This is a genomic window from Streptomyces sp. CA-243310 (genome assembly GCF_050936775.1).
Taxonomy (GTDB): domain Bacteria; phylum Actinomycetota; class Actinomycetes; order Streptomycetales; family Streptomycetaceae; genus Streptomyces.
The window spans coordinates 3,508,361-3,526,498 of record NZ_JBNJMF010000001.1; the positions used below are offsets into that span (position 1 = coordinate 3,508,361).

19 protein-coding genes are annotated in these 18,138 nt (G+C 72.4%); 16 read left to right on the forward strand and 3 right to left on the reverse strand.

What is annotated here, in order from left to right; genetic code table 11:
• Window positions 1-87 precede the first annotated feature (87 nt).
• The 16 genes from ACQEVM_RS15450 to ACQEVM_RS15525 all read left to right on the forward strand — a co-directional run bounded on the left by ACQEVM_RS15450 (window position 88) and on the right by ACQEVM_RS15525 (window position 15,692).
• Window positions 88-1,878 carry a hydrogenase maturation protein gene (locus ACQEVM_RS15450; protein WP_433078992.1) on the forward strand — a complete coding sequence of 597 codons (1,791 nt, stop codon included), beginning with the start codon at window positions 88-90 and terminating at the stop codon, window positions 1,876-1,878.
• A gap of 65 nt (window positions 1,879-1,943) precedes the next feature.
• On the forward strand, window positions 1,944-2,999 hold the full coding sequence (locus ACQEVM_RS15455; protein WP_266953002.1) for a hydrogenase expression protein HypE: 1,056 nt from the start codon (window positions 1,944-1,946) through the stop codon (window positions 2,997-2,999).
• Between the two features lie 129 nt (window positions 3,000-3,128).
• Window positions 3,129-4,913: a nickel-dependent hydrogenase large subunit gene (locus ACQEVM_RS15460; protein WP_266953004.1), complete on the forward strand. Its 1,785-nt coding sequence runs from the start codon at window positions 3,129-3,131 to the stop codon at window positions 4,911-4,913.
• Window positions 4,910-5,431 (forward strand): hypothetical protein, encoded by a 522-nt coding sequence (locus ACQEVM_RS15465; protein ID WP_433078995.1) that lies wholly within the window; start codon window positions 4,910-4,912, stop codon window positions 5,429-5,431. Before ACQEVM_RS15460 ends, ACQEVM_RS15465 begins: the two co-directional genes overlap by 4 nt.
• Window positions 5,428-6,096, forward strand: coding sequence for a DUF5947 family protein (locus ACQEVM_RS15470; protein ID WP_433078997.1), 669 nt, complete (start codon window positions 5,428-5,430; stop codon window positions 6,094-6,096). Before ACQEVM_RS15465 ends, ACQEVM_RS15470 begins: the two co-directional genes overlap by 4 nt.
• Complete coding sequence (locus tag ACQEVM_RS15475) at window positions 6,093-6,815, forward strand: DUF6084 family protein (RefSeq protein WP_433078999.1); 723 nt, start codon at window positions 6,093-6,095, stop codon at window positions 6,813-6,815. The genes ACQEVM_RS15470 and ACQEVM_RS15475 overlap by 4 nt, the downstream gene beginning before the upstream one ends.
• The gene (locus tag ACQEVM_RS15480) at window positions 6,812-8,317 is read left to right on the forward strand and encodes a hypothetical protein (RefSeq protein WP_433079001.1); all 1,506 of its coding nucleotides are present in this window, start codon (window positions 6,812-6,814) and stop codon (window positions 8,315-8,317) included. Before ACQEVM_RS15475 ends, ACQEVM_RS15480 begins: the two co-directional genes overlap by 4 nt.
• On the forward strand, window positions 8,314-8,823 hold the full coding sequence (locus ACQEVM_RS15485) for a hydrogenase maturation protease (RefSeq protein WP_433079003.1): 510 nt from the start codon (window positions 8,314-8,316) through the stop codon (window positions 8,821-8,823). The genes ACQEVM_RS15480 and ACQEVM_RS15485 overlap by 4 nt, the downstream gene beginning before the upstream one ends.
• Window positions 8,820-8,924: a DUF6893 family small protein gene (locus ACQEVM_RS15490; RefSeq protein ID WP_371591520.1), complete on the forward strand. Its 105-nt coding sequence runs from the start codon at window positions 8,820-8,822 to the stop codon at window positions 8,922-8,924. Before ACQEVM_RS15485 ends, ACQEVM_RS15490 begins: the two co-directional genes overlap by 4 nt.
• 125 nt (window positions 8,925-9,049) lie before the next feature.
• Entirely contained in the window at window positions 9,050-9,445 is a 396-nt protein-coding gene (locus ACQEVM_RS15495) for a hydrogenase maturation nickel metallochaperone HypA (RefSeq protein ID WP_433079005.1), read from the forward strand.
• A gap of 2 nt (window positions 9,446-9,447) precedes the next feature.
• A complete protein-coding gene (hypB, locus tag ACQEVM_RS15500) occupies window positions 9,448-10,272 on the forward strand; it encodes a hydrogenase nickel incorporation protein HypB (protein ID WP_433079007.1) in 825 nt (274 codons plus the stop codon).
• Window positions 10,272-12,713 carry a carbamoyltransferase HypF gene (gene hypF / locus ACQEVM_RS15505; protein WP_433079009.1) on the forward strand — a complete coding sequence of 814 codons (2,442 nt, stop codon included), beginning with the start codon at window positions 10,272-10,274 and terminating at the stop codon, window positions 12,711-12,713. The genes hypB and hypF overlap by 1 nt, the downstream gene beginning before the upstream one ends.
• The gene (locus tag ACQEVM_RS15510; RefSeq protein WP_433079011.1) at window positions 12,682-13,059 is read left to right on the forward strand and encodes a HypC/HybG/HupF family hydrogenase formation chaperone; all 378 of its coding nucleotides are present in this window, start codon (window positions 12,682-12,684) and stop codon (window positions 13,057-13,059) included. The genes hypF and ACQEVM_RS15510 overlap by 32 nt, the downstream gene beginning before the upstream one ends.
• Window positions 13,056-14,210: a hydrogenase formation protein HypD gene (gene hypD, locus ACQEVM_RS15515; RefSeq protein ID WP_433079013.1), complete on the forward strand. Its 1,155-nt coding sequence runs from the start codon at window positions 13,056-13,058 to the stop codon at window positions 14,208-14,210. The genes ACQEVM_RS15510 and hypD overlap by 4 nt, the downstream gene beginning before the upstream one ends.
• Window positions 14,203-15,267, forward strand: a complete 1,065-nt coding sequence (hypE, locus tag ACQEVM_RS15520; RefSeq protein ID WP_433079015.1) for a hydrogenase expression/formation protein HypE — start codon at window positions 14,203-14,205, stop codon at window positions 15,265-15,267. The genes hypD and hypE overlap by 8 nt, the downstream gene beginning before the upstream one ends.
• Before the next feature lie 53 nt (window positions 15,268-15,320).
• On the forward strand, window positions 15,321-15,692 hold the full coding sequence (locus ACQEVM_RS15525; RefSeq protein WP_433079017.1) for a low affinity iron permease family protein: 372 nt from the start codon (window positions 15,321-15,323) through the stop codon (window positions 15,690-15,692).
• A gap of 36 nt (window positions 15,693-15,728) precedes the next feature.
• Here the strand turns inward: ACQEVM_RS15525 and ACQEVM_RS15530 are convergent, their stop codons facing one another.
• The 3 genes from ACQEVM_RS15530 to ACQEVM_RS15540 form a co-directional block, all read right to left on the reverse strand.
• Window positions 15,729-16,157: a VOC family protein gene (locus tag ACQEVM_RS15530; RefSeq protein ID WP_433079019.1), complete on the reverse strand. Its 429-nt coding sequence runs from the start codon at window positions 16,155-16,157 to the stop codon at window positions 15,729-15,731.
• A gap of 54 nt (window positions 16,158-16,211) precedes the next feature.
• Window positions 16,212-16,775 (reverse strand): DoxX family protein, encoded by a 564-nt coding sequence (locus ACQEVM_RS15535; RefSeq protein ID WP_433079021.1) that lies wholly within the window; start codon window positions 16,773-16,775, stop codon window positions 16,212-16,214.
• 116 nt (window positions 16,776-16,891) lie between these two features.
• Entirely contained in the window at window positions 16,892-18,028 is a 1,137-nt protein-coding gene (locus ACQEVM_RS15540; RefSeq protein WP_433079023.1) for an AI-2E family transporter, read from the reverse strand.
• Window positions 18,029-18,138: the final 110 nt, after the last annotated feature.

Genomic DNA, 18,138 nt, shown 5'->3' on the forward strand with positions numbered 1-18,138 from the left:
CATCGGATCCGGCGTACCCGACGATCGCAGGCGGCCGGGGATGCCCGGCCACGGTCCGCCGACGGCGGCTGGTCACGGGGAGACGATGTGCACATCCTGCTGGTGGCGAGCGCGTTCAACAGCCTGACCCAGCGCGTTCACGCGGAGCTGCGGGACCACGGTCACCGCGTCGCCGTCGAGCTGGCCGTGCCCGGCGTCCCCCTCGTCGACGCGGTGCGCCGCCAACGCCCCGACCTGATCATCGCGCCGATGCTGACGACGGCCCTTCCCCGGGAGGTCTGGGAGGCCCACACCTGCCTGATCGTGCACCCGGGGCCGGTCGGGGACCGCGGCCCCTCCTCGCTCGACCGGGCGATCCTCGACGGGGCCGACCGGTGGGGCGTCACCGTCCTGCAGGCCACCGGCGAGATGGACGCCGGCGACGTCTGGGCGTTCGCCGACTGCCCCCTGCCCGAGGTGGCCAAGAGCGACCTCTACCGGGGCGAGATCGCCGACGCCGCCCTGCGGGCGGTGCTGACCGCGGTGGAACGCTTCGCCTCCGGTACGTACGTCCCGCAGCCCCAGGCCACGCACCACACCCGGCCCTACCTGGGCCAGGAGGACCGCCGGATCGACTGGGACAGGGATCCGACCGAGCGGGTCCTGCGCACGCTCCGCGCGGCCGACTCCCGGCCCGGCGTACTGGACGATCTGCTCGGCGGCGCCTGGTTCCTGCACGGCGGTCGCCCCGAGTACGAGCTGCGCGGCCGCCCCGGCGAACTGCTCGCCACCCGAGGCGGCGCCATCTGTCGGGCGACGACCGACGGCGCCGTCTGGATCCCCGAACTTCGGGCCCGCCGCCGGGCCGGGGAACCCGCTCCGGTCAAACTGCCCGCCACCCTGGCCCTCGCCGATCGCCTGCCGTCCCTGCCCGAACTGCCCGCCCCGCCCCCCTGCGGCGGATCGCACGCTCCGCACGGATCGCACGGATCGCACGGCGTCGCCGCCCCGGGCGACATCGGATACCGCGAGGAGGGCCGGGTCGGCTTCCTGTCGTTCTCCTTTCCCGGCGGCGCGATGGCCACCGACCACTGCCGCCGCCTGCTGCACGCCTACCGCGCCGCGTGCTCGCGCCCCACGTCCGTGCTGGTGCTCGGTGGCGGACGGGACTTCTTCTCCAACGGGATCCACCTCGGCGTCATCGAGGCGGCCGACGACCCCGCGGCCGAGTCCCGGGCGAACATCGAGGCCATGGACGACCTGGTGGAGGCCGTCCTGACCACCACCGACCGCCTCGTCGTGGCCGCGCTCGGCGGGAACGCCGCCGCCGGAGGGGCCATGTTGGCCCTCGCCGCCGACGAGGTCTGGTGCCGCACCGGCGTCGTGCTGAACGCGCACTACCGGCTGATGGGCCTGTACGGATCCGAGTACTGGACGTACACCCTGCCCCGCCGCGTGGGCGCCGCCGTCGCGGAGCGACTCACCACCGACGCCCTGCCGCTGAGCGCCGCCGCCGCCGAGGGACTCGGCCTGATCGACCGCACGGTGCCCTGCGCCCCCGACGCGTTCGCCGCCGAGACGGCCCGCCTCGCGGGCCTGCTCGCGGACTCGCCCGCCACGCCGTCCCGGATCGCGGGGAAGAAGGCGACCCGCGACCGCGACGAGGCCGCCAGGCCGCTCGCCGCCCACCGGGAGGCGGAGCTGACCCGGATGCGCGCCACCTTCCACGACCCGGACGCCCCGTACCACGCACTGCGCAGGGCCTTCGTACGCAAGGAACCCGCGACCGGGACCCCGCCGCACCTCGCCGACCCGGCGTCAAGCCGGCGCGGCGACGTCACCGCAATGGCCGCACATGACAGCCCACCCGGATCGGAGCCCTGTTACCAAGAAGGGTGAGGGCGTCGGCCCACACGCGGACGCCACCCCCACCTCCCCGCATACCTCCCCAAGGAGGCATCCTCATGGATGCAGCAACGCCGACCACGGTAGAGGACCCCCCGATCCACATCCTCTGGATCAACGCGGGGCTGAGCTGCGACGGCGACTCGGTGTCCCTGACGGCAGCGATGCAGCCCAGCATCGAAGAGATCGTGATGGGCGTCCTGCCCGGTCTGCCGAAGATCGCCGTGCACTGGCCGCTCATCGACTTCGAGTGCGGACCCGTCGGCGGCGCCGACACCTTCATCGAGTGGTTCTTCAAGGGCGAGCGCGGTGAGATCGACCCCTTCGTGCTGGTCGTCGAGGGGTCCATCCCGAACGAGAAGATCAAGCCCGAGGGTTACTGGTGCGGCTTCGGCGACGACCCGCTGACCGGCCAGCCCATCACCACCAGCGAGTGGCTCGACCGGCTGGCTCCCAAGGCCCTCGCCGTGGTGGCCATCGGCACGTGCGCCACGTACGGCGGCATCCACGCGATGGAGGGCAACCCGACCGGCGCCATGGGCGTGCCCGACTACCTCGGCTGGGACTGGAAGTCCAAGGCGGGGATCCCCATCGTGTGCGTCCCGGGCTGCCCGATCCAGCCGGACAACTTCTCCGAGACCCTCACCTACCTGCTCTACCAGGCGGCCGGCTCGGCCCCGATGATCCCGCTCGACGACAAGCTGCGCCCCACCTGGCTGTTCGGCGCCACCGTCCACGAGGGCTGCGACCGCGCCGGCTACTACGAGCAGGGCCAGTTCGCGGAGACCTACGACTCCCCGAAGTGCCTCGTCAAGCTGGGGTGTTGGGGTCCCGTCGTCAAGTGCAACGTCCCCAAGCGCGGCTGGATGAACGGCATCGGCGGCTGCCCCAACGTCGGCGGCATCTGCATCGCCTGCACCATGCCGGGCTTCCCGGACAAGTTCATGCCCTTCATGGACGAGCCCCCCGGCGGCAAGGTGTCCGCCACCGCCAGCGGGATCTACGGAGCGGTGATCCGAAAGCTCCGCGCGGTGACGGCGCACACCGTCGACCAGGAACCGAAGTGGCGCAACCCGGGGGAGCGGCTGACCACCGGCTACCGGCCGCCGTGGTGACGCCTCCCCGCGCACTCCACCCGTAGGGCCGCGGGTCCGAACCCCGCGCGACCCCGGCACCCCGCGAGAACACTCAGCACCCGCGAGAACCTTCAGCACCCCCACCCAAGAAGGGTCACGGCAGACACGATGGCACCGAAGACGAAGGCGGCCGGAGACGGCAGCGGCCTGGTGGAGATGTCCTGGGATCCGATCACCCGGATCGTGGGCAGCCTCGGCATCCACACGAAGATCGACTTCAAGCAGAAGCGCGTGGCGGAGTGCTACAGCACCTCGTCGGTCTTCCGCGGTTACAGCGTCTTCATGCGCGGCAAGGACCCCCGCGACGCGCACTTCATCACCAGCCGCATCTGCGGGATTTGCGGCGACAACCACGCCACGTGTTCCGTGTACGCGCAGAACATGGCCTACGGGGTGAAGCCGCCCCACCTCGCCGAGTGGATCATCAACCTGGGCGAGGCCGCGGAGTACATGTTCGACCACAACATCTTCCAGGAGAACCTGGTCGGGGTCGACTACTGCGAGAAGATGGTCCGCGAGACCAACCCCGGCGTCCTGGAGCTGGCCGAGCGCACGCCCGCCCCGCACGCCGGGGAACACGGCTTCAAGACCATCGCCGACATCATGCGCTCCCTCAACCCCCTGGAGGGCGAGTTCTACCGCGAGGCCCTCCAGGTCAGCCGGTACACGCGCGAGATGTTCTGCCTGATGGAAGGGCGCCACGTGCACCCCTCCACCCTCTACCCGGGCGGCGTCGGCACCATCGCCTCCGTCCAGCTCTTCACGGACTACATGAGCCGCCTCATGCGGTACTGCGAGTTCATGAAGCGCGTCGTCCCGCTCCACGACGACCTGTTCGACTTCTTCTACGAGGCCCTGCCCGGCTATGAGGAAGTCGGCCGCCGGCGCGTGCTGTTGGGCTGCTGGGGCGCGCTCAACGACCCGGAGCACTGCGACTTCACGTACGCCAACATGACCGACTGGGGACGGAAGATGTTCGTCACCCCGGGCGTCGTCGTGGACGGCAAACTCGTCACCAACGACCTCACCGAGATCAACCTCGGCATCCGGATCCTGCTCGGCAGCTCGTACTACGACGACTGGCAGGGCCAGGAGAAGTTCGTCACCCACGACCCGCTCGGCAACCCGGTCGACGCCCGCCACCCCTGGAACCAGCACACCATCCCCGCGCCGCAGAAGCGGGACTTCGACGACAAGTACAGCTGGGTGATGTCCCCCCGCTGGTTCGACGGCAAGGACCACCTCCCCCTCGACACCGGCGGCGGCCCCCTCGCCCGCCTGTGGTCCACGGCCCTGTCCGGTCTGGTGAACACCGACTACGTCCAGGCCACCGGCCACAGCGTGGTCATCACCCTGCCGCGCACGATGACCAAGCCCGAGACCCGCTTCGAGTGGAAGATCCCGAAGTGGAGCAACGCGCTGGAGCGCAACCGCGCCCGCACGTACTTCCAGGCGTACGCCGCGGCCATCGCGCTGCACTGCGCCGAGAAGGGCCTCGCCGAGGTCCGCGCCGGACGCACCCAGACCTGGGAGAAGTTCGAGGTCCCCGACGAGGGCCTGGGGGTCGGCTTCACCGAGGCCGTGCGCGGGGTCCTCTCGCACCACATGGTGATCCGCGACGGCAAGATCGCCAACTACCACCCCTACCCGCCGACCCCGTGGAACGCCAGCACCCGCGACACCTACGGCACCCCCGGACCGTACGAGGACGCCGTGCAGAACACCCCCATCTTCGAGGAGAACACCCCGGAGAACTTCAAGGGCATCGACATCATGCGCGCCGTGCGCAGCTTCGACCCCTGTCTGCCGTGCGGCGTCCACATGTACGTCGGCGGCGGCAAGACGATCAAGCAGATGCACGTTCCCACCGGTCTGAGCGGACTGGGCGGATGAGCGCCCCCACCGACGCCCGCCGGGCGGGCCTGCGGGTCGAGGAGGTCCTGGACCGGCTGGCGGCCACCGGCGACCGCGAGGTGTGCACGGCGGCCGAGGAACTGGTGCGCGTGCTCATGGACCTCTACGGCGCCGGGCTGGCGAGCATCACCACCCGACTCGACGACGAGGCCCTCGCCGCACTCCTCGACGACGAGCTCGTCTCCGGACTGCTGGCCCTGCACGACCTGCACCCCGAGGACACGCCCACCCGGATCGCCCGCGCCCTGGCGGCCGTACGGGAACCGGTGGAACTGGTCGGCTTCGACGAGGGCACGGGCGTATTGCACCTGCGCTCCGCGCCGAGTTCGGGCTGCGGCTGCGCGGGCGGCGACGACGGCGGCCGACAGGCCGTCGAGGACGCGCTGGCCTCCTTCGCACCCGAGGTGACCGAGGTCCGGATCGAAGCGGCCGCGCCACAGCAGCCGCTGCTGCAGATCGGCGTCCGCCCGAACACCAGCCCGGCGCGGGTCTCGTGAGCGCCCCACAGGGCTGGGCACCACCCGCCGCACGGACCGGCGGACCGCGCGGCCTGCGCCGGTTCGCCGGGCCGCGCGCCCCCCGCCCCGAAACCTGTGAACTGTGCGGGGTCCCCGTCGCCGAGGACGGCCACCGCCACCTGGTCGAGATCGAGAAGCGCGCCCTGGCATGCGCCTGCACGGCCTGCGCCCTGCTGTTCGACCGGCCCGGCGCGGCGACCGGACGCTACCGCGCCGTCCCGAACCGGTACCTCACCGACCCCGACCACCCGCTCGAAGACGGGGTGTGGGAACAGCTCCAGATCCCGGTCAGCGTCGCGTTCTTCTTCCGCAACGCCGCACTCGACCGACTCGTCGCGCTGTACCCCAGCCCCGCCGGCGCCACCGAGAGCGAACTCGACCCCGCCACCTGGCAGACCGCACTCGGCGGCAACCCGCTGTCCGCACTGCTCGAACCGGACGTCGAGGCGCTCCTGCTGCGACGCGCCGAGGGGCGGACCGACTGCTACCTGGTGCCCATCGACATCTGCTACGAACTCGTCGGCCGCATGCGCCTGTTGTGGCAGGGCTTCGACGGCGGATCCGAGGCGCGCGCCGCCCTCGCCGCCTTCTTCGGACAGGTCGAGCGCCGCGCCAAGAGTCCGGTGAAGGAGGCGCGGCCGTGACGGAGTTCGGCTTCACCTGCACCGGCGTACGGGCCGACCCGTACGCCGCCGGTCCCACCCTCGTCTTCCGGCTGGCCATCACCGCCACCGAGCAGACCCGGATCCACGCCCTCGCCCTGCGCTGCCAGATCCGCATCGAACCGGCCCGACGCGGTTACGGGCCGACCGAGGCCGAGGGCCTGGCCGACCTGTTCGGGGAACGCTCCCGGTGGGGCAACACCCTCCTGCCCGTCCAGTTCGCGCAGGTCACCCTCATGGTGCCCAGCTTCACCGGGTCCACCGAGATCGACCTGGTCGTGCCCTGCACCTACGACATGGACATCGCGGCGAGCCGCTACCTCGGCGCCCTGGAGGACGGCGAGGCGCCCCTGCTCATGCTGTTCTCCGGCACCGCGTTCACCGGCGCCGGCGGCTTCCACGTCGAGCCCGTCCCCTGGGACCGCGAAGCCTCGTACCGCATGCCGGTCGCGGTCTGGCAGGAGATGATCGAGCAGCACTTCCCGGGCTGTGGATGGCTCAGACTGCCCCGCGACACCATGGACGAACTGCTCGCCTACCGCTCCCGACACGCCCTGGCGTCCTGGGAGGCCACCGTACGGGCCCTCCTGGACGCGGCGGCGGTTTCGGCCGTCGTCCCGGACGCGAAACCCTCACCGCAGGAACGCTTCCGGGCGGGCGCCCTGCCGGCGCGCCCCGCGGAGAGGACGGCCGCACCGTGACGACCACCACCGGAACGACCGTCACCACCACGCCGGCCGGCGCGGCCGGAACGACCGCCCTCGAAGCCCGCTTCGCGATTGCCCGGCAGGTGGCCGACGCCGTGCTCTTCGAGGGGTACGTGCTCTACCCCTACCGGGCCTCGGCGGCCAAGAACCGGTTGCGGTGGCAGTTCGGCGTCCTCGTGCCGCCCGCCTGGGCCCCCGCGCACGAGGAGCACTGCCTCCAACAGACCGAGATCCTGATGGAGCCGAAGGGGAACGCGAAGCTCGCCGTCGAGCTCCGCTTCCTGCACGCCCAACGGCGGACCGTCCAACAGGCCCGACCGGACGGATCGTTCACCGACGTCACGGAACTGCACCTCGACGACCGGATCCTCGTCCCCTGGGACGAGGGGACCGAGGAACGCGTCGAGATGACCGTGGACGTGGCCGACCTCGCCCGGGAGGGCGTGAGGGTCCCCGTCACCCGGCCCGCACGCGAGGAGACCGAGGACGTCCACGACGCGGACGGCCGGACCGTCGGCCGGCTGCTGCGCCGCACCGAGAACATCGACGCGGTCGTCCGACTGCGCGCGAGCGAACTCGACTGCGCCTACCGCGCCTGGAAGCTGACCGCGGTGGTGGAGAACACCAGCGCGTGGACACCGGACGAGAGCGGCGCCGACCGCGACGCCGCGCTGCCCCGCTCACTGGTCGCCGCGCACCTCCTGCTCGGCCTCGACAAGGGCTCCTTCCTGTCGATGACCGACCCGCCCGAATGGGCCAAGGGCGCCGTCGCCGCCTGCGTCAACCGACACACCTGGCCCGTGCTGGCCGGCGAGCCCGGCCGCGCGGACGTGGTGCTCTCCTCCCCGATCATCCTGGAGGACCACCCCGGCATCGCCCCCGAGAGCATCGGCGCCATGTACGACGCCACCGAGATCGACGAGATCCTCGCGCTGCGCACCGCCGCCCTCACCGACCAGGAGAAGCGCGAGGCACGCGGCACCGACCCGAGGGCCGCCGCCGTGATCGACCTCGCCGAATCCATGCCGCCCGAGGTCCTCGAACGGCTGCACGGCGCGGTCCGCGGCCTGCGGGAGATCACCGACCCCGACATCCCGGTGGACACCCCGACCGGCCTCGAACCCTTCGACGCTCAGGCCGTGTTCCGCCCCGACACCCCCTGGTGGGACCCCGCCCACGCGGACCCCGTCGACCACGCCCGGGAGCCCGTCCTCGTGGACGGCGTCCCGGTGGACGTCGGCAGCCGCGTGCTGCTGCGCCCGGGCCTGCGGCGCACCGACGCGCAGGACGTGTTCCTCCACGGCCGCTCCGCCCGCATCGAGGCCGTGCTGCACGACGTGGACGGGGGAGTGCACCTCGCCGTCACGGTGGAAGGGGATCCCGGCGCCGACATCCGGCGCGAACAGGGCCGCTTCCTCTACTTCCAACCCGACGAGGTGACCGCCCTGGACGCGACGGGGCCCTCGGACGACGTGACCCCCCTGGAGGTCACGTGACCGGCAGGACCCTGATCGCGGGGATCGGAAACGTCTTCCTCGGCGACGACGGATTCGGTGTCGAGGTGGTGCGCGCCCTGTCCGCGCACCACCTGCCGGACCACGTGGAGGTGGTGGACTTCGGTGTGCGCGGAGTCCACCTCGCCTACCAACTGCTCGACGGCTACGACACCCTCGTGCTGGTGGACGCGACCGCGCGCGGCGGCGAGCCCGGCACGCTGTACCTCATCGAGGTCGACGAGTGCGCCGGCGCCCCGATCGGCGGCGCCGTGCTCGACGGCCACCACATGTCCCCCGACGCGGTCCTCGCGCTGCTGGGCACCCTGTGCGCGGGCACGGGCGGCGCCCCGCCCCGACGCACGCTGGTGCTCGGCTGCGAACCCGCCTCCGTGGAGGAAGGCATGGGCCTCAGCGGCCCCGTGGCCGCGGCGGTCCCGGAGGCCGTGCGGACGCTCGTGGGACTGGCCCGGGAAGACCTGGTGACAACGGAGGAGAGAACCCCATGAAGAAGGAAGTCCTCTGCGGCGTGGCACTCGCCGCCCTGTTCACGGTGGCCGTACTGGTCGCCCCCGACATCAAGCGCTACCTGCGCATGCGCAGGATGTGACGCTCCCGCAGCCCCTCGCACGCCCCGGCGCCCGAATGGCGTACAGGGCGTGCGACGCGTCGGCGTGCCCGCCGGTGCCATCCCCCGCCTGCCGGTCTAATGAGCCCCGGCAGGACGGAGCCCCGATGCACGAGATGTCGATCGCCATGGCCGTGGTGAGTCAGGTCGAGGACGCAGCCCAGGCCGGTGGGGCGCGCGTGGTGACCTCGGTCCGACTCGAAGTCGGCGAGCTGGCCGGAGTGGTACCCGACGCACTCGCCTTCTGTTTCGAACTGGCCTGCGCCGGAACGGTTCTGGAGGGCGCCGCACTCGTCACCGAGCCCGTGGCGGCCCGTGCGCGCTGCCGCTCCTGCACGGACGACTGGGCGGTCGGCATGCCGCCCGAACTCTGTTGCCCCGGATGCGGCAGGGCCACCGACGTCGAACTCACCGCCGGCCGTGAGCTGCGGATCCTCTCCGTGAACTGGGAGGACGGCCCCGCCCCCACGCGCCACCGCCAACCGATCCCCGAGGAGCGCTGAACATGTGCCGAGTCGTCGACCTCAAGCAGGCGGTGCTGGCCAAGAACGACGAGGCCGCCCGGAACCTGCGCGCCGAACTCACGGCCCGCGGCACCACGGTCGTCAACCTGCTCTCCAGCCCGGGCAGCGGCAAGACGGCGTTGCTGGAACGCGAGCTGCTGCTCGCCCGTGAGCGGGGAGTGGCCGTGGCCGCCCTCACCGCCGACCTCGCCACCGAGAACGACGCGGTGCGGCTGGCCCGTTCCGGCGTACCCGTCAAGCAGGTGCTCACCGACGGGCTGTGCCACCTGGAGGCCGGGATGCTGAGCCGGCACCTGGACGGCTGGATGCCCGACGGCACCCGGCTGCTCTTCGTGGAGAACGTCGGCAACCTGGTCTGCCCGGCCTCCTACGACCTCGGGGAGTCCCTGCGGGTCGTCCTCGCCTCCGTGACCGAGGGCGAGGACAAGCCGCTCAAGTACCCCACCGCCTTCGGGCTCGCCCACCTGGTGATCGTCACCAAGACCGACATCGCGAAGGCCGTCGAGTTCGACGAGGACGCCTTCCGCGCCCACGTACAGCAGGTCAACCCGGGGGTCGAGGTGGTCCTCACGTCCGCCCGCGCGGACGAGGGCGTCGGCTTCCTGCTCGACCGGGCGCTGGCCATCGGGGCGGGCGCCACGGTCCACGCGCCGGTCATGGCGGGACGGGACGGCGGGCACTTCGACCACCACCACGGGGCGCACGACCACGATCACGATCACGGGGCCGATCACAGCCACGACCACGACCACGGTCACGTGCATCCGCGTCTGCGCGCCGACGCGGCAGCGACGCAGCCCCGCTGATGGAGGCGGTGCAACGGCGACGGGTCATCGTCCGGGGCGTGGTCCAGGGCGTCGGATTCCGCCCGTACGTCTACACCCGGGCCATCGCCCTCGGGCTGGCCGGGCACGTCACCAACACCCCGGAAGGCGTCGTCGCCGAGGTCGAGGGCGCCTCGGCGGCCGTCTCCGAGTTCTGTGAGCGGCTCGCCGCCTGCGCCCCGCCGCTCGCCGTCGTGGACGCCGTCGACCACTGCGAGGTACCCGTCGCGGGCGGCACCGGTTTCACCATCGTCGCCTCCACGGGCGGCGGCCCCGCCCGCACGCTGGTCTCGCCCGACGTGGCCACCTGCGCGGACTGCCTCGCGGAGCTGGCCGATCCGGCCGACCGACGACACCGCCACCCCTTCATCACCTGCACGCACTGCGGGCCCCGGTTCACCATCGTCACCGGCCTGCCGTACGACCGGGCCCACACCACGATGGCCCGCTTCCCGATGTGCCCGGACTGCGCCCGGGAGTACACCGACCCCGCCGACCGCCGCTTCCACGCCCAGCCGGTCGCCTGCCCGGCCTGCGGCCCCCGGCTGCGCCTCCTCGTCGGCACACCACCCCGGGAACCGGCCGCCGACGAACCCGGGGCCGGGGACCCGGTGGCCGCGGCGCGCCGGCTCCTCGCGGACGGGGCGATCCTCGCGGTCAAGGGACTGGGCGGGTACCACCTCGCCTGCGACGCTACGCAACCCGCGGTGGTGGCCGAACTGCGCCGCCGCAAGGGCCGGGGCGACAAGCCCTTCGCCCTGATGGCCCGCGATCTCGACGCCGTCGCCCCCCACGTCCACATCGACCCGCGGGAACGGAGCCTGCTCACCGGCGCCCTGCGCCCCATCGTGCTGCTGCGCCGTCGCCCCGCCGCCATCGAACTCGTCGGGGTCGCCCCGGGCAACCCGGACCTCGGCGTGATGCTCCCCTACACACCGCTGCACCACCTGCTGCTCGGGCTCCCCGGTGACCCTCCCGGCCCCCGCCTGCTCGTCATGACCAGCGGCAACCTGGCCGGCGAGCCGATCGTGACCGACGACGCCGAAGCCCTGCAACGGCTCGGCCGGTTGGCCGACGCCTGGCTCACCCACGACCGCCCCATCCACGTCCCCTGCGACGACTCGGTGGTCCGGATCCTGGACGGGGAGCCGCTGATCGTGCGGCGCTCGCGCGGCCACGCCCCCCTGCCCCTGGACCTCCCGCTCCCGGTACCCCCGACGCTGGCCGTCGGGGGAGACCTGAAGAACACCTTCTGCCTCGGCGAGGGCCGGCGGGCCTGGATGTCCGCCCACATCGGCGACATGGACGACCTCGCCACCCAGGACGCCTTCGCCGGCGCGGTGCGCCAACTGGAGGGCATCACCGGCGTCGCGCCCACCCTGCTCGCGGCCGACCGGCACCCCGGCTACCGCTCGGCGCACTGGGCCGCCCGCAACGCCGCGGACCGACCCGTGATCCGCGTCCAGCACCACCACGCGCACGTCGCCGCAGCCATGGCCGAGCACGGTCTGGGCGCGGACCGCCGAGTGATCGGCGTCGCTTTCGACGGCACCGGCCACGGGGACGACGGGGCCGTGTGGGGAGGGGAGTTCCTCCTCGCCGACTACGCCGGTCACACCCGGTTCGCGCACCTCGCGTACGTTCCGCTGCCCGGCGGGGACGCAGCCGTACGGCGCCCGTACCGCATGGCGCTGTCCCACCTGAGGGCGGCGGGCCTGGACCGGACACCGGACCTGCCGTGCGTCGCGGCCTGCCCGCCGGATGAACTGCACGTTCTGGAAGCCCAGTTGAGGTCCAACCTCAACTGCCTGCCGACCTCCTCCATGGGCCGTCTCTTCGACGCCGTCTCCTCACTGGCCGGCATCTGCCACCACGCGGGCTACGAGGCCCAGGCGGCGATCGAGCTGGAGGCGGCGGCGCGCACGGCCCACGAGGCCGGCGGCGCGGACGAGGGGTACGCCTTCGCCCTGCGGCCCGCCGTACCCGGGACCGGCGCCGTTCCCTACGCCACCGGCCACCCTGATCCCGCCGCTCACCCCGATCCCCCGATGACCGTCGACCCGGCGCCCGTGCTCGCGGCCGTGGTGGCCGACCTGCGCGCGGGCACCCCCGCGACGCTGATCGGCGCGCGCTTCCACCGCGCCGTCACGGACCTGGTGGCCGAGGTCTGCGTCGCCGCCCGGGACCGGCACGGCCTGGACACCGTCGCCCTCACCGGCGGGGTGTTCGCCAACACCCTCCTCTCCTCGGCCTGCGCCGAGGCACTGCGGGGGCACGGCTTCACGGTACTGCGCCACCACCGAGTGCCCCCGAACGACGGGGGGTTGGCCCTCGGGCAACTCATGGTGGCGGCGGCCCGCACCACCGAACACCCACAGCGAGGAGAAGCCCATGTGCCTGGCGGTACCCGGCAGAGTGGTTGAGATCGCGGAGGAGAACGGCACCCGCATGGCCACCGTCGACTTCGGCGGAGTGGTCAAGGAAGTGTGCCTGGAGTACCTGCCGGACCTCCAGGTGGGCGAGTACGCCATCGTCCACGTCGGCTTCGCGCTCCAGCGCCTGGACGAGGAGTCGGCCAAGCAGACCCTGGAACTCTTCGCGCAACTCGGCATGCTGCAAGAGGAGTTCGGCGACCCCTGGGAGCAGGCGGCGGAGGCGGGCGGAGCGCCCTGGCCGTTCGAGGACGACGAGTCGGACGCCGTCGCCGACCCGGCGGTCGCGGGACCGGTCGACGGTGGGCACGTACCGCAGGAGGCAGGGCAACAGTGAAGTACATCGAGGAGTTCCAGGACCCCGAGCTCGCCCGCCGGCTCCTGGACGACATCCACGCCACCGTCACCCGCCCCTGGGCGCTGATGGAGGTGTGCGGAGGGCAGACCCACACCATCATCCGGCACGGGATCGATCAACTCCTTCCCGATCAGGTCGAGTTGATCCACGGACCTGGCTGTCCGGTGTGCGTCACCCCGCTGGAGGTCATCGACAAGGCCCTGGAGATCGCCTCCCGGCCCGACGTGATCTTCTGCTCGTTCGGCGACATGCTCCGCGTCCCCGGGACCGGCCGCGACCTCTTCCAGGTCCGCAGCGAGGGCGGAGACGTACGCGTCGTCTACTCCCCGCTCGACGCACTGAAGATCGCCCGACAGAACCCGACCAAGGAAGTCGTCTTCTTCGGGATCGGCTTCGAGACCACCGCCCCGCCCAACGCGATGACGGTCCACCAGGCCCGGAAGCTCGGCATCCGCAACTTCAGCCTGCTCGTCTCCCACGTGCGCGTCCCCCCGGCCATCGAGGCGATCATGCTGTCGCCGAGCTGCCGCGTCCAGGGCTTCCTGGCCGCCGGGCACGTGTGCAGCGTGATGGGCATGGGGGAGTACCCGGAGCTGGCCGCCAGGCACCGGGTCCCGATCGTGGTGACGGGCTTCGAGCCGCTGGACATCCTCGAAGGCGTACGACGTGCCGTGCGCCAGCTCGAACGCGGCGAACACACCGTGGACAACGCCTACGCGCGGGCGGTCCGACCGGAGGGCAACCCGGCCGCCATCGCCATGCTGGAGGACGTCTTCGAGGTCACCGACCGCGCCTGGCGCGGCATCGGCGTCATCCCCGACAGCGGCTGGCGGCTCTCCGAGCGCTACCGGGAGCACGACGCCGAACACCGCTTCTCCGTCACCGGCATCACCACCCTCGAGCCCGCGGAGTGCCGCAGCGGCGAGGTCCTCCAAGGCCTCATCAAGCCGAACCAGTGCGAGGCCTTCGGGACCACCTGTACGCCACGCAACCCCCTCGGCGCCACCATGGTGTCCAGCGAGGGCGCCTGCGCCGCGTACTACCTCTACCGCAGGCTCGACCTCACCCCGGTCCGCGCCGCCGACCCCCTCGCACGGACCGCACCGCTGGAGGCGAGCCCCGTTGTCTGAGACCACCGCCCTCGACGTCACCGGCTGGACCTGCCCGGCCCCCCTGCGGGACCGCCCGCGCATCGTGATGGGTCACGGAGGCGGCGGCGCGCTCTCCGCCGAACTGGTGCAACACCTCTTCGCCCCGGCCTTCGGCGGCGAGGTGCTGGCCCAGATGGGCGATGCCGCCGCGGTCACCCTCGGTGGCGCCCGACTGGCCTTCTCCACCGACTCGTACGTGGTCAGGCCGCTGTTCTTCCCCGGCGGCGACATCGGCGACCTCGCCGTCAACGGCACCGTCAACGACCTGGCGATGGCCGGCGCCCGCGCCGCGTACCTGTCCTGCGGGTTCATCCTCGAAGAGGGCGTCGAGATGTCCGTGGTCGCCCGGGTGGCGCGGTCCATGGGCGCCGCCGCCCGCGCCGCCGGCGTGGAGATCGCGACGGGGGACACCAAGGTCGTCGAGGCGGGCCACGGCGACGGCATCTACGTGAACACGGCCGGCATCGGCCTCGTCCCGCACGGGGTGGACCTGCGCGCGCAGCGCGTCGTCCCCGGCGACGTGGTCATCGTCAGCGGTGAGATCGGACTGCACGGCGTGGCCATCATGAGCGTGCGCGAGGGCCTGGAATTCGGGGTGGACATCGAGAGCGACTGCGCGGCGCTCGGCGGCCTCGTCGAGGCCATGCTCGCGGTCACCTCCGACCTGCACGTGCTCCGCGACCCCACCCGGGGCGGGGTGGCGGCCGCCCTCAACGAGATCGCGGCAGCCTCCGGGACCGGTGTGGTCCTCCAGGAGGGCAAGGTCCCGATCCCGGACCCGGTCGCCAACGCCTGTGCGATCCTCGGCCTCGACCCCCTGTACGTGGCGAACGAGGGGAAGCTGGTGGCGTTCGTGCCGCGCGAGCACGCCGACGCGGTCCTCGACGCGATGCGCGCCCACCCGCTGGGGCGCCGCGCCGCGGTGATCGGGGAGGCGGTGGAGTCCCACCCCGGTCTCGTCGTCGCCCGCACGGGCCTGGGCGGGACGCGGGTGGTGGACCTGCCGCTCGGGGAGCAGCTGCCCCGGATCTGCTGATCCCGGGACGGCCCCGGTCCTGCGTCGTGCCGGAAGAAGGGATGATGTTCGACATGACATTCGAGCATCCCGCCGAGAAGAACGAGGACGGCCGGGTCGGTCCGTTCGAGAAGCTGGCCGAGCTGGCCTCCAACTTCACGAGTTCGGCGGCCTTCTTCGTGGTGTGCGTGGCCCTGGTGGTCAACGTGGTGGTCGTGCACGCCCTCCACCTGTCCACGAGCTGGCAGCACCTCGCGGGCGACGCGGTGGCCTCCGTGGCCCTGCTCCTGCTGGCCCTGCTGAAGAACTCCGAACGGCGGGCCGAGCACGCCATCCAGCGCAAGCTGGACGCCATCGCCGCCGCGCTGCTGGAACAGCACTCGGGCAAGCCCGGCACGGCGCACGAGGAGCTGGAGAAGGCGATCGGGATCGAGGAGCGCCAGTAGGGCCGCCGTCGGCCGGCTCTCCGGCTCGGGGCGCGCTCAGTCGATGCAGAACTCGTTGCCCTCGATGTCCTGCATCGGGATGCACGAATCAGTGCCGTCATACAGCGTCCGCACGTGCACCGCGCCGAGCGGGACCAACCGCGCCCGCTCCGCGTCGAGGGCGGCGAGGCGCTCCTCACCCACGAGCCCGGTGCCGACCCGCACATCGAGATGCAGCCGGTTCTTGGCGGCCTTCCCCTCGGGTACCCGCTGGAAGTACAACCGCGGGCCCACGCCCGAGGGATCGACGCAGGCGAACCACGCGTCCCGCTGCTCGGGTGGCTGCGAGCCCCTGAACTCGTCCCAGGTGGCGAACCCCTCCGGCGGCGGCGGTGCGACGTACCCCAGGACCTCGCACCAGAAGCGAGCGAGACGCTCCGGTTCCGCGCAGTCGAAGGTGACTTGGAACTTCCTGATCGCTGACATCGGCGCACCGTAGCAGGCGGCGCTCGCAACCCCGAGATCGATCGCGGAGGACCCTCAGGCGTCGACGCCCGAGAGGGGATCCCCGCCCGCGGTGTCGTCGGGGGCCGCCGCCGCGGCCAGGGCGGCGTTGCGGCGGCCGACGACGACGGTCGCGGCGGCCGCGCTGAGCGCGAACGCCAGCACCAGCACCGCGGGCCGGTCCAGCCGGTGCCGGGTGAAGTGGTCGACGGAGTAGCGGCCCGGCCCGGCGAGTCCCAGGCCGGCGGCCACGTAGCCGAGGAAGGCCGGGTACTCGAAGCCCCCGCCCTGCGCGAAGAACCCCGCCGGCGCGTGCACCGACACGGCGCCCGCCATCGCGCCCGCCGCGGCGGCGCCGGCCGCCGGGGTCGCGAGGCCGAGGGCCAGGAGGGCGCCACCGCCCGCCTCGCCGAGTCCCGCCGCGAGCGCGCTCGGCCGGCCGGGGACGAAGCCCATGTGCTCCATCGCCTTCGCGGTGCCGTCGAGGCCGCCACCGCCGAACCAGCCGAAGAGCTTCTGAGTGCCGTGTGCCATCAGCACGCCGCCCGCCCCCAGTCGCAGGGCGAGCAGTCCGAGGTCCTTGCGCCGGTAGATGTCCATGAGGCCGAGGCCTTTCCGTGGGCGTGTTCGGGTTCGGTCGGTCCGGGTCCCAGCTTGACGGGGGCGCAGGGCCCGCGCACCCGATGCGTACGCCGGAAGAGGTCGAGCCCCGCACCTCACACGGGGGCGGGTGGACGCAGCGACTGCCGGACGGCCCAGGCCACCGACACCAGCGGCACGGCGACCACCGCGCCGACGACGCCCGCGGCGATGGCGCCGGCCACCACCGACAGGGCCACGACCACCGGATGCAGCCGCACCGCCCAACTCATCACGAGCGGATGCAGCAGATGGCCCTCGATCTGCCCGATGACCACGATCAGCGCGACCACCAGGCAGGCCACCAACGGCCCCTTCGCGGCCAGGGCGACGACGGCGGCCACCGCGAGGGCGACCGGGGAACCGATCAGCGGGATGAACGCGGCGAAGAACTCCAACAACGCGAGCGGCACCGCCAGCGGCACCCCCAACGCGAACAGCGCGACGCCCACGAGGATGGCGTTCGTCGCGGCGACGAGCAGGATGCCGTGGGTGTATCCGGTGAACGTCCGCCATGCCGCCCGTCCGGCGGTCGTCACCCGGTCCTCGGCGGTCGGCGGGAGCTGGGTGCAGAACCAGGCCCACTGCCGATCGCCCGAGTGGATGAAGAAGACCGAGCAGAACAGCGCCAGGGCGATCACGGTGAAGATCTCCACGAGCCGGCCTGCGCCACTGACCGCGGTGCTGAGCAGGGTCGACCGGTGGCTCGACAGGTATGAGGTGATGCGCGCCTGCAAGTCGTCCAGGGCGTGCGGGTCCAGGCGCAGCGGCGGCTGCTCCAGCCATCGCTGGATCCTGCCCAGGCCGTCCTTGAACTCCGCGAGCAGGTTGGTCCACTCGGAGGCGATCGTCTCGCCGACGAAGGCGAACGCGCCGAGCAGCAGCAGGATGCTCCCGATCAGGGCGCACGCCACGGCGAGCGGGCGGGGCATCCACCGGGCCAGCAGGCCCGTCAGGGGCCGGAGCACCGCGGTGACCACGAGGCCGAGGAAGACGGCCACACCCACCTCGTGGAACCTGCCCAGGACCACGAACACCGCGTACGTCACGGCCCCCACGGCCAGCAGCCGCCAGGAGTAGGCGGCGACCGTGCGCAGCAGCGGAGAGACGTGGGGGGTGCCCGCCGGCAGCGGAGGCCTCGGACGCCGGGGGCGGCCGGTCGCGCGCGGGCGGGCCGGCCGGGGTGCCGACCGCGCCGCGGATCGCCTGGTCATGGCAGTGCCCCACCTCCGGAAGTGTTCCTCGACTGGTTCCACGGCATGCGGAGTCCCCTGCGGGCGCGACGGCACATTCGCCCGAACGAACCGCCGGATACCCCCGTTTC

What these genes read in the sequence shown, in the direction of transcription:
- ACQEVM_RS15530 (WP_433079019.1), bottom strand. Translation starts at nt 16,157, where the DNA reads ATGTCAGCGATCAGGAAGTTCCAAGTCACCTTCGACTGCGCGGAACCG.
- ACQEVM_RS15455 (WP_266953002.1), top strand. Translation starts at nt 1,944, where the DNA reads ATGGATGCAGCAACGCCGACCACGGTAGAGGACCCCCCGATCCACATC.
- hypB (WP_433079007.1), top strand. Translation starts at nt 9,448, where the DNA reads ATGTGCCGAGTCGTCGACCTCAAGCAGGCGGTGCTGGCCAAGAACGAC.
- hypF (WP_433079009.1), top strand. Translation starts at nt 10,272, where the DNA reads ATGGAGGCGGTGCAACGGCGACGGGTCATCGTCCGGGGCGTGGTCCAG.
- ACQEVM_RS15465 (WP_433078995.1), top strand. Translation starts at nt 4,910, where the DNA reads ATGAGCGCCCCCACCGACGCCCGCCGGGCGGGCCTGCGGGTCGAGGAG.
- ACQEVM_RS15460 (WP_266953004.1), top strand. Translation starts at nt 3,129, where the DNA reads ATGGCACCGAAGACGAAGGCGGCCGGAGACGGCAGCGGCCTGGTGGAG.
- ACQEVM_RS15490 (WP_371591520.1), top strand. Translation starts at nt 8,820, where the DNA reads ATGAAGAAGGAAGTCCTCTGCGGCGTGGCACTCGCCGCCCTGTTCACG.
- ACQEVM_RS15540 (WP_433079023.1), bottom strand. Translation starts at nt 18,028, where the DNA reads ATGACCAGGCGATCCGCGGCGCGGTCGGCACCCCGGCCGGCCCGCCCG.
- ACQEVM_RS15525 (WP_433079017.1), top strand. Translation starts at nt 15,321, where the DNA reads ATGACATTCGAGCATCCCGCCGAGAAGAACGAGGACGGCCGGGTCGGT.
- ACQEVM_RS15510 (WP_433079011.1), top strand. Translation starts at nt 12,682, where the DNA reads ATGTGCCTGGCGGTACCCGGCAGAGTGGTTGAGATCGCGGAGGAGAAC.
- ACQEVM_RS15535 (WP_433079021.1), bottom strand. Translation starts at nt 16,775, where the DNA reads ATGGACATCTACCGGCGCAAGGACCTCGGACTGCTCGCCCTGCGACTG.
- ACQEVM_RS15495 (WP_433079005.1), top strand. Translation starts at nt 9,050, where the DNA reads ATGCACGAGATGTCGATCGCCATGGCCGTGGTGAGTCAGGTCGAGGAC.